The following is an 11,893-nucleotide window of genomic DNA, read 5'->3' on the forward strand; positions in this document are numbered from 1 at the left end:
GCTCTATAATTTCTATAGAGAGTAAAACACGATTGCATCGATGGAGCCTTTTTGTGAAGAGTAGCTCCTCTATGAATGATCAAGCAAAATCTTTCTTATCTCAAATGTACAAACTAAAAAATAGAAACTACTAACAACCGCGTCATTATTCGCAAACGAAACGCTTTTGGATTTCAAAACTTTAAAATTAGAATCCTCATTGCTTTGAATATCAAATTAGAAAGCAGAAAAAGATTATTCCAATATGGAATCTATTGTTAATTCATCACAGTTTCCAATGATTCCATCTTTCCTTTCAATTGTAATTTATTCTCCAAACAGGCAAAAAACGATAACATCCTTTTAAGGTGTTATCGTTTTTGTATATCATCAGATAAAGCTTGATTTTTATTGAGCTACATTCGATTAGTTTCTTCCGAAGTTTTGACCTCTACCATCGCGGTCAAAATACATCCAACTTCCATCTTCAAGTTGAATCCATTTGCTTCGAGCCATATCCCCTGAATTGGCATCGAAATATCGACTAACCCCATTCACATCAACAACTTTTCCTTTGACTTGCTTGCCGTCTTGCGTGAAATAGAGAGTCTGTTGACCAACCTGCTGCAAGCCTGTCACTGCTTTTCCAGCTTGATCAAAATAATACCACTCATTTGGGGAACCTTCGACAAACTTGTCGGTTGCCATCTCTCCTGAGTTAGCATCAAAGTAACGGATACTCTTATCTGAAAGTGTCACGATTTTACCCTTGACTTGCTTGCCATCTTGGTCGAAGTAAAGTGTTTGTTTGCCAATCTTTTGAAGACCTGTCACTGCTTTACCAGTTTGGTCAAAGTAATACCATTCGTTCTTGGCACCTTCTGCAAACTTGCCGACTGCCATTTCTCCTGAGTTGGCATCAAAGTAACGGATGGATTTATCAGCTAAAGTTACTACTTTACCCTTGACTTGTTTACCATCTTGGTCAAAGTAAAGTGTTTGTTTGCCAATCTTTTGAAGACCTGTCACTGCTTTACCAGCTTGGTCAAAGTAATACCATTCGCTCTTGGCACCTTCTGCAAACTTGCCGACTGCCATTTCTCCTGAGTTGGCATCAAAGTAACGGATACTCTTATCTGAAAGTGTCACGATTTTACCCTTGACTTGCTTGCCATCTTGGTCAAAGTAAAGTGTTTGTTGACCAATCTTTTGAAGACCTGTCACAGCAACTCCATCTGCTCCGAAATAGTACCAATCACTTGGATTATCACCCTGAGCAAAACGATTAATAACAGCATTTCCTGAATCCTTGTCAAAGTAACGAAGTTTGCCATCCTTAGCACTCACAATCTTGCCCTTAACCTGATAGCCGTTTTCATCAAAGAATTGCTGTCCATCTCCTATCTTGACAAGACCTCGAGCCATAACGCCCTTGGCATCAAAGTAACGCCAGTTTTCACCATCAGTAGTGTAGTAACGGTTGAGAACTTGGGCACCAGTTTGATCATAGTAGTACTGATTACCGTTTTCATCTTCACGGATAGAATCACGAAGTTGAATACCATTCTTCAAGAAATAAACGTGCTTGCCATCAATTTCATGAGCACCTGTTACAAGATAACCTCGTTTATCGAAGTAATACCAATTTCCATTTTCATCTTGGATAAAGGAATTTTTAGCTTGATAACCACTAGTTGAATAGAACTTAGTACCATTGGCATCACTAACAAATCCTGTATAAGCATTCTTATTAACTAATTGCTTAGGCAATACTATATCGCCATTTTTGTTAGTGAGGTAGTCGTTGCTAGCCCAGTCTTTAAGAACATAGTAAGCACCACGACCTAAGATATTGGTACCATTAAAGTACTTAGCCGACCACTTGGTAATCTTCTCATCTGTTCTCATCTTTTGACCATTGGAAATCTGTACTCGTTCAAAGATCTCTGGATATTTAGCTTTAAGCTCATCCAAGAAGGCCCCACCGTACTTACCTTGGAAATCAGTCCCATTAGTTTTACTATTAGCTACATAGAGTTTTTCCTTGATTTCTGAACCTTCACGGTAGGTTCCATAGTTATTGACACGTGTTGCTGTTACCACTTCCTTACCTGGTAGGTTATAGATTTGGTCTGGTACCCAGTCCGCAATGGCTTGGATATTGACACTGTGAAGCGCACGAAGAGCATTGAGCAAATCTTTTAAAGAACCATATTTATTGTTCTTGCTCATCGCCATATCGTAGCGGTCTTCAAAGGCATAACCATTCTGAATGATAGAATCTAAGAAAGTACCGTCTTGACTAGATACATACTGAGGTGGTAGCTCAAATGAAGTTACTCCCCATTCCTTGAAGAGGTTGACATTTTTAGCAATGACTTTATTGGTATATTGGTCATCGCGGGTTGCAAAGTCTTGGAAGTTAGAGAAGCCTTCGTAAATCAACTGAGAATCAAGAGCTGCGCTAGATTCGTAGACCTGACCACTAGCATTTTTCTTCTTGCTAGCTGTTGTACGAGCATCCTGATCTGCCTTAGCGCCAACTGGTACCCAAACAGCCAGATAACCAGAAACCTGTACATTGCTGTAGCCTGCGATATCATTCATATCAAAGGTCAAAATACCATTAGCATCTGTCTTCTTCCAGAGCGATTGCGGCACTTCTTCGTCAGTTAGATAGCGGGAAATACCATCTTTGGTCGTCAAAAGTACAGGGCGATAGTATTGATTCTTGTGGGCTGCTCCCATATTGACTTGCAGTTTATCCCATACATTTAACTTAAGGTTAGGGTTGTTTGAAGCAATAACTGCCATCCCTTGAGTACGAGTTTCTGCTGTTCCTTCATCTGTTGCTTCATTGGCACCAGTACCATAGCGAACAGACGTTAAAATACCATTGTAAGACCATTTATCAGCCTCACGAGGTACACCCATATATGTGACTTTCATGTCTTGTCCACCTGCTACATACTTAATACGAGCACGCAACAAGGCATCGATAGCGTCGTGGTAAGGAGATTTTTTCTCCATGTATTGACCATCATCGGTATAGAGGTCACCATAGTAGACCCGAGTGATAGAGTCTTTATTGGAGAGCATGAGGGCATGAGCAGTTGGGATGTTGAACTGCGTATACTTCTTGTCTGCCTTGCGCATATCTTCGTTGTAGATCTTGAAGGCTTGCTTGAGTTCATCCATGGTAAAGGTCAAACCATCCGTGTTTGGATTGATATTTTCTCGGATGATGTCGGCAATAACGGTTTGTACTTCACTGTCATGAGCCCGAACAAAGATATAGTTAGCCATTCGTTCGCCATTTTTCTTTTCAGAAGAACGATCATTTAGACTATTTGTAATCGTTGGCTCTACTCCGCTACGGATAGATAGATTACGCATGAATGAATAAAGCAAGGACAAGCGTAGCTTGTTGTCAATTGCTAGTTGAGCACCTTTAGTATCTTTGTTGTAGTCAGGATCGTTATCAGACCAAGCTTCCAAGATAGACAAATGCTTGATGGCTTCTTCTTCACTTTCTCCCACCTTGTAGCGAGACTTGAAGTAGTCAGATGCGATTTGGAGCAAGTCTGCGTTGACATTGTCCACCGCATCGACACGAACTCCATCAAAATTAGCAGTCGGATCATTGGCTACAATGCTTCCAAAGTTCATCATAAAATGCAACCAGTTGAGTTGTTCGGCCTGAACAGCTGGATTAGAGTTGTCAAAGTCGTTAGCGAGCAAGAACTCATAACCACCGTTTGACTTGTCAATAAAGTACTTAGGTGTACCTGTTTGACTAGTAGGGGTACGGTTAAGCAGACGGAACTTAGAGTCAGCATGAGAGCTCTTCTCATTATTAGTATAAAGCAAAGCTCCACCCTGCAAGTGGTCCTTTTTAGTACCAGTTGTTTCAGACTCTGACTTGATATTCCAGTTTGGCTGGGTTTTGACAAAGGCACCCATCAGCGTTCTCAACCATTTGGTATCGCCTTCTTTACCAATTTTTTCCTCAATTTTGCGCTGAACCTGCTGAGAAGCTCCTGTCAGGAGAGCTTGTTCTACTTTGTTTTCAAAAGCACCTGCTCCCAGACCTTGCTGGTTCATATAGTTGAGGTAATTAATCTGAGTACGTTTATCAGGCCACCAAGCCATCAAAAGAGGACGCAAGTCTGTTTCTGTCGAAGCCGTCCATGTTTTTCCATCTTTTAAGATGAACTTTGGACGATACCAGCTATCTGCTGTCAAATAACCGTCTACAGTTTCAATATCCTTGTCAGTCGTACCATAGAAAGCATTCTTTTGGGAGAATTCATTATTGAGACTGCTGGTTCCTTGTTGGAACTGATATTCATTTGAATCAACTAATGCACCAGTTTCTGCATCAAAATAAAGTATTCTCCCATTAAGTTCAACTGCAAAGTTCTTTTTAACTGTACCATCGTCCTGAACATAGTAATTTTTACCATCAATGGTCTTGATATGAGATAGGACATCATCATCATGGTCAGCATTTACAGGTGCAGGTTGAGCCTGAGCTGCCACCATTCTTTCAGCTACTGCTCCTTGTTTTTGAGCAGGTTCAGGCAAGCGATCTTTCTTTGCAACCTTTGGATTTGCAACAATCTTGTCTTCAACAGCCGATTTTTCTCGTTTGCCGCCTTCTTGGTCTTGGGCAGTTGTTGGCCCTGCTTGTTTATTCTGCTCTGCTACTTCTGTTTTAGGAGTTTCTGTGATTGCATTAGCAGCTTTAACTTCTTCAGCAACAGCAGCCTTTTCTGTAGATGCTTCTTTCGTATCTGCTGGTTTAGCAGGCTCTTGAGCATTGGTTTGAACTGTTGCTTCCGTATTTTCTGCTGGTTTAGCAGGTTTTTCACTAGCAGCAACATCGCCTGTCACCTTGTCTGCAGGGGTTGCTTTTTCTACTTCTTTCTCAGAAGCTACGTTAGCTTGGGCTGGAGTTTGCTGACCCGGACCACTAGTCTGAGCTGTAGCAGGTTCTTGAACTACAACCTGCTTTACATCATCCGCATGGACAACGCCTGGTTCTAGACCAAGTACCTTTGGTGCTACAATAAGGGCCAAGGTAGTCAAAGCAATGGCTACCCAGTTTTTCTTAACTTTATGCATCTTATAATGAATCTTTTTCTCCATCATAAAGCCTCCTTCTGAATTTAGTATAAAGTTATGCTCTTATTCTAGTATATTTTTCAAAACGATCATTTTTTGTTGCACATCTACAACTATGAAAGGCAAATTCTTTCAAACTGTTCTTTAAGCTTTTGGGCAACACCAAAGGAATCTAAAAATTCAAAAAAAGATAGGCATTGCTCGATGTCACTGAGAGCATTAGTATTCCCAACCTTGTATGCATACAGAGCCCTATGATACTTAATCAGCGTTCGATCATATAGATCTGTTTCAGGAATTTTAGAGTGATCGAGATAATTGAGAAACCTCATAGCAACTAGCAGATGGTTTCCTTCTATACAGACGCTAATGACATTAAGTAGCATCTTGATAATACGGCGGCGATTTTCAGGTAGGTTGTTATAAAACTGGGTACGATTGATCATCTCACTAGCAAAGGTTTCCAGCGTTTCCAAGGTCATCAAATCAACACTGTTTGTAAAGAGCCAGAGTTCATAACGCCCCCACTCCTCAACAGAAAAGAGATGATCCGTCAGAAATTCTATATCCTTCTTGCTAATCTGAAAATCTGAGCAACAGGAGGACAAGAGGGCCCTGACAATAATCGTATTGAGTTTATAGTTTTTTTTCTCAGGAAACTGTTCGGTCAAAGCTTCTGAGCTTGACAAAATATTTTGGAGCTTGACAACATTGTTTTCCTGATATGCATCAGCTACTTTTTTTGAGAACAGCACATCATCTGAATCAATGTAATTATGGTAAACATACTGAAACTCCTCTAGGGAAACGGCCATATTTTTTAAACAACAATAAAAAGAATCAAGTGTGATTCCATTAACTCCCCGTTCAAAACGGGATAGCTGAGCCACGGAAATATCACCAGCAGCCACCTCTTTCAGGGACATTTTTTTTGATTCTCTAATGACTTTGAATATTTTTCCGAAAGTTTCCAACATATCACTCCCCCAGTTTCGTATATGCAAAAAATTCTTACTAATTTTAATATACTAGTAACACGTTTCAATTATATTACAGAGAAAGTACTTTATATTTCAAATTAATACAAGCAGATTAATTCGCATGATAAAGCATTTTAATATAGCATTTATTGAATATTCTATCTTTTTCATGAATCTATTGATTTCAGTAACAATCTGAAGTATTCTATCTAACAACTTGAAAACACTAACATTTCTAGAGATTGATTTCCTTCTTATACTAGACAAAGCTTGATTGATTTATAAAAGTTTGATATAAAATCGCAAGACAATCATATGAAACATTTTTTAGAAATGGAGTAAATAAAAAAACGAGAGCCGAACTCTCGTCTTACTGTTGATTTCCAAAGACATCTCGATAGAGCATGCCGTCTCGTAAACTTTCAGCATCTCCTCCTAATTGCTCTACGAGCTTATAGGCAAAGGCAAGTGCGGTTGACGGTCCTCGGCTTGTTGTTAGATTGCCATCTACAACCACTGTTTGCTTTTGATAAATTCCGTCAGTAATTTGCTCCTGAACTCCGTCATAACAGGTGAAGTGCTTGTCTTTCAGGACACCTGCTTGATGGAGAGCGATTGGAGCTGCACAGATGGCAGCAATTTTCTTTCCAGCTTGGTCAAAGGTTTTAATCTGTGAAATGAGTGCTGGATTATCCCGTAGGTGAGCTGATCCTGGCATGCCACCTGGAAGAACTACCAAGTCATAGTCGGACAAATCACCATCAAAGATACGGTCGGCTTTTACCTGAATGCCATGCGATCCTGTCACCTGCTCTTCAAATCCTACCATATCACAAGAAATGTTTGCTCGACGCAAGACATCGACTACTGTCAAGGCTTCAATTTCTTCAAAACCCTGGGCTAAAATAACTGCTACTGTTGCCATAGTGGCCTCCTTATTTGATTTGTTTTAGGACGACTTTCTTTCGTTTGAATGGAATCTTTCCACTCTTTTCTTCTGCTAGATTGGTCTGGTAACTCATAGACAAGAGGAGACCGATACCGATGAGGTTACTAATAATTGCGGAGCCCCCTTGAGAAATAAATGGCAGAGGAATCCCTGTCAAAGGAAGTAAGCCTGTCACGGCACCGATATTTTCAAAGATATGGAAGAGCAACATCATGATAAAACCAGTCGAAATGTAGGTGTAGAACTGGTTATTTGACCTGAGCGTAATCTTCAACATACGGTAGATGAGAAGCAAGTACAGGGCAACCACAAAGACTGAACCAATAAAGCCAAAATCTTCAGCAATTACGGTGAAAATCATATCACTCTCACGTACTGGAATGAGGAGATTGGACACATTGAAACCTTGTCCAAACAAGCCACCACTTCCAATCGCAATTTGTCCCTGCGCCTGTTGATATGTTGTTGTTTGTGCAAAGTCAAAGGGATTGAGCCAAGCCAAGATGCGATTGATCTGGTAAGTTGGCATCCCAATCTGATGCAAGAAGGCACGTCCATCCTTGCTTATAAAGATGGCCATAAAGCCTGCAACAGCAGTCACTCCTGTCGCAAAAACCGGAATGATAATCTTCCACGAAACACCTGAAAGGAGAACCATACCAGAAAAAATAGCTACGAAAACCAAGGCAGTTCCCAAGTCACTTTGTAGGGCTAAGAGGATCAAGACTGGGATGGTAAAGGCGATCATCCAACCAATCAATAGGAAATCCAAGGGAATAGTCCGTCGCCATTCCTTGTGTTTTTGAGTGAATCTTACAATGGCTCGAGCCAACATCAAGATATATGAAATCTTCATGAATTCCGATGGCTGGAAAAGCGTCGTTCCACCAATCGATACCCAGTTCTTGGCACCTGTTGACGCTACAAGATTTGGATTGTAGAAAACAAGAGGTAGGACCATCAAAGCTAGCCCTAGACCATAAAGATAGGGAGTCACCTTCCATAAAAACTCGGTATTAAAGAACATGACCACAAAACCAATGACAAGGCCCAAGGAAATCCAAGCGATTTGCTGACCTAGAATTGGTAATACATTATTTGGATAGTCATGACTAACTGCTATATAAATGGCCACTACTCCAATCACCAGTAAACAAAACACTGGTAGGAGGAGGCTATAATCGACTCGAGAGTCGAAGGAACGTTTCATATTTTTTACCTTTTCTCTTTCTGGGATTTTTCTTTCATTCTATTGCGACGGGATTGGAGAAAATCAACTACAGCAGGCTCTAGCTGTTCTCTAGAAAGAACCTGAACAGCCCTTTCTTTTGACAAGGCCTGAGCGATTTGTTTGCCGTAACGCTTGCTGACGACACGACTGTCTAAGATAACAGCAACCGAACCTTGGTCAGATCGTCTAACAGTACGGCCCAGGGCTTGTTTTAACCGAATGATCGCCATCGGCAACTGATAATCATAAAAAGGATTTTTCCCTTCTTGACGCAGCTCTTGATTTAATTTTTTGGTTAACGGTTCTTGGGGATTTTGGAAAGGCAATCTCGGAATCACTTGGATCACGCAAGGATGGGTTGAAAAATCAACCCCTTCCCAGAAACTACCTGTTCCAAGCAAGATCTGGCGTTCGCCTTTTTCAAAACGTTTTTTCAGTTGGCTTGGTTCCCCATTTTTATACTGAGCTAGATGAGGTTGGTCTAGCAGGTCCGAAACTGCCAGCAACATCTCTTTTGAGGTAAACAAAACCAATAAGGGTTCTTGAAAGGCTTGTAAGCTTCGAATGACAGAAGCCACTTCACTAGCATAGTCAAAAGGCGAAACTTCTGTCACAAGAGGAAAATCATTGACTAGAAAGACTTCTTGTTGCTCCTGTTTTGCTACATCAAGCTTAACAAGTGGAGCATCCGGAAATCCCAATAAATCTGCTAAGGAAACCCGATTGCTGATTTCAAGAGTAGCCGATACTCCTAGGAGCCTACAATCTTCTGGCAATAAGTCTGCTAGTATAAAGCGGCCTTTTTTACTTGAACAAATCAAGACATCCTTGCTCGATTTCTCTGCTGTAGCAAGCCAAAATTCACGGTCCGAGGTGAAAAAGTTTGCAATCTCTCTATACTCTGGGAGAGCTAACTCCGAAAAATGCTGGCGCAACTCTTCAAGAGAATCCAACCACTTTCCATTCTTAAGACCTGATTGATAGTGCTCCATCAAGTATCGACATTCAAAACCTATACTCTCAAGCAAGCGTTTCTGAACCAAATCTTCCTCTGTCTCCAAGGACTTATCAAGCTGGGTTACAAGATCCTCAAGACGATAAGCCTGCTGGGCTAGATTTTCGAGAGCTAGCAGCATTTTTTGAGCTTCATCCAAGATCACCAAACGGTTGTCGACAAACTCCGGATTGTCTTCCAAACGAGTGACCAGATAGGCATGATTGGTCAAGAGAACACGACTGGTCTTGGCTTTTTCCTGCCCTCGTTTCCAAAAATCCTCTGTGGCAAATAAACTTTTCTTTGAAAGCTTGCCATCGTGGACTAGTTCTGGCAGAAAGTGCTGGTAGCGATAAAGCTGCCCGATTTCGTCCAAGTCACCAGTCTCTGTCTCTGTTAACCAGATGAGCAGTTGCATTTTAAAACGTGTGAAAAGGCGATTGGACTCCGGTCGATGGAGGACTTGGTGAAAAGCATCCAATTTCAAGTAATTTTGAGGCCCCTTGAGACTATGAATCTCCATATGGAAGACCTCTTTTAAGCGCTGACCTTCTTCTTGCATGATTTGATTTTGAAGAATTTTGGTCGGAACGCTCACTAGGATACCTGCTTGACTCTCCAAGTTCAAAGCAGGGAGGAGATAACCATAAGTCTTGCCCAGTCCCGTTTGAGCTTGGATAAAGGATGTCTGGTGTTCTTCCAATAATTGCTCAATCTTCTCCGCAAATTCCAGTTGTTGTGGACGCTCCTCCAGCCCCAATAAAGAAATATTTTTAGCAAAATCTTTAGATAATTTTCGTGGGACTAAGGCTTTGCTTTCCTTTCGGAGGAAAAACCCATGAAGTTCCATCAAGTCGGGCGAAGATAAGAGAGATTGTTGCTGATAGACCTCCTCAATCACCAGATAACTTTCATAGAGAAGGTTGTCTGCAAGTTTTAGCAAACTTTCTAAGAGCCCTTTTGGTAACTCAAATAGTTTTTGACGCATGTAAAGCAAGAGTTCAGCTGTTGCCTGAGCATCTGACAGGGCAGTATGGGCATGTTCCAGCTCAATGCCCAACTCTTGACAAAGGATACCTAGATTGTATTTTTCAAACTGAGGATATAGAACTTGGGCTAGCTCAACAGTATCTACCCGCGGTGTACGCAATTCATATCCTTCAAAAAAGAGAAATTCCGCAAGAAGGTTGGCATCAAACTGTACATTGTGCGCAACAAAAATACCGTCCTTAACCAATTCAAAAATTTTTCCGGCCACCTGAGAAAACTCTGGTGCCGCAGCCAAACGCTGATCGGTCAGACCCGTTAATTCTTTGATATGAGAATCCAAGGGTTCGTGGGGATTGACATCGGTCGCATACTGATCGATGATTTCACCATTCTCAATCACCACAATGCCTACTTGAATAATTTTTGCCTTGCTTCCGGTGCTGGTCGCTTCTAAATCAACCACCACATACCGATCATTTCTCGCATTCATCATTAAAAATTATATCAAAAAAAGCATGATTTGACACCCCTCAACTTTGATAACAATCTCGCTTTCCTTGCGAGTTTGAGTAAAAATCAAGACCTTAAAAGTGAGAATTTCACGCAAGTACAGCAGTTGGTCGCTGGTTCTGAGGTATTTGAAAACTTTATCAACAAAGCTACATCAACATAAAAAGACAACCAAGATATTAGCTGCCTTTTTGAGATATTTTTTTCATTGCTCTCGGAAGTAGCTTGCTAATTTCTGTTGGCAAGACAAGGTAGTTTTCTTGAGCTAGTTCTTGGGCAATGGCTGAGTGCAGATGGGTCGCTACTACTACGCGTTCATAGAGATTGACATGTGGAAACTGACCTGCAAAACCTGCAATCATCCCAGCCAAAGTATCTCCCATCCCACCGGTTGCTTGATAGGGGCCTCCAACCTCCAGTTGATAGTATTCAGGTTTGCCTGTTTGCCAGATACGAGTCGCTGGACCCTTCTCGATAAGAATCGTTTCTTGAGGAAAAGCTGAAAGAGCCCTAGCAGTCGTCTCTGTATTTTGATGGTCAAGAACTATACCAGACAGTCTTTCCCATTCCTTTTGGTGGGGAGTTAGAATGAGCTGACTGGAAGGAAATGGTAACTGGCCGTTTGCTAAGATGCCCAAAGCACCGCCGTCTGCAATCAAAATCTGGTCTTTTCTGAGACTGTCAAAGACCCGTTTTACGAGTTCTTCTCCAAATGCATCCTCTCGCAAACCCGGACCTAACAAGACAACTTCTGCCTTTTCCAACTGCTCTTTTAACAATTGCTGGTCTTGAAGAGAAAATGCCATGGCCTCCGGTAAATGACTGTGCAGAGCCGGAATATTCTCCTTATCCGTGCCAACAGTCACCAAACCTGCCCCACTTTTGACAGCTGCAATGGCTGACATGATGATAGCTCCCCCATAAGGATAGGTCCCTCCCAGCAAGAGCAGACGGCCATAGTCTCCTTTATGACTGGTACGAGAACGTTCAATAATGACTTTTTCTAGTAAGGCTTGATCAATCACTTTCATCGTTATTTTCCTCTCTATTCATTATACTATAAAGTCTATACACCTTGCATCTTGAACATAAATCTATTCGTTCATATAGAAAAAGAGGGGACAAAGCCCCTC

The 11,893-nt window shown here is 41.4% G+C and carries 6 protein-coding genes; all 6 read right to left on the reverse strand.

The genetic code is table 11. The features are described 5' to 3' along the window. Positions 1-405: 405 nt before the first annotated feature. Complete coding sequence (locus tag D8844_RS00890) at positions 406-5,133, reverse strand: glycoside hydrolase family 70 protein (RefSeq protein WP_125421158.1); 4,728 nt, start codon at positions 5,131-5,133, stop codon at positions 406-408. 86 nt (positions 5,134-5,219) lie between these two features. Then, a complete protein-coding gene (locus tag D8844_RS00895; protein ID WP_044021065.1) occupies positions 5,220-6,083 on the reverse strand; it encodes a helix-turn-helix domain-containing protein in 864 nt (287 codons plus the stop codon). A gap of 373 nt (positions 6,084-6,456) precedes the next feature. Continuing rightward, positions 6,457-7,011: a DJ-1 family glyoxalase III gene (locus D8844_RS00900; RefSeq protein WP_125421161.1), complete on the reverse strand. Its 555-nt coding sequence runs from the start codon at positions 7,009-7,011 to the stop codon at positions 6,457-6,459. 10 nt (positions 7,012-7,021) lie between these two features. Next, positions 7,022-8,245, reverse strand: a complete 1,224-nt coding sequence (locus tag D8844_RS00905) for an FtsW/RodA/SpoVE family cell cycle protein (RefSeq protein ID WP_125421164.1) — start codon at positions 8,243-8,245, stop codon at positions 7,022-7,024. A gap of 5 nt (positions 8,246-8,250) precedes the next feature. Next, positions 8,251-10,740 carry a bifunctional DnaQ family exonuclease/ATP-dependent helicase gene (locus D8844_RS00910; RefSeq protein WP_376739307.1) on the reverse strand — a complete coding sequence of 830 codons (2,490 nt, stop codon included), beginning with the start codon at positions 10,738-10,740 and terminating at the stop codon, positions 8,251-8,253. Between the two features lie 199 nt (positions 10,741-10,939). Continuing rightward, on the reverse strand, positions 10,940-11,791 hold the full coding sequence (locus D8844_RS00915) for an NAD(P)H-hydrate dehydratase (protein ID WP_125421170.1): 852 nt from the start codon (positions 11,789-11,791) through the stop codon (positions 10,940-10,942). Positions 11,792-11,893: the final 102 nt, after the last annotated feature.

This window comes from Streptococcus oralis, from assembly GCF_003942875.1.
Classification (GTDB): domain Bacteria; phylum Bacillota; class Bacilli; order Lactobacillales; family Streptococcaceae; genus Streptococcus; species Streptococcus oralis_BX.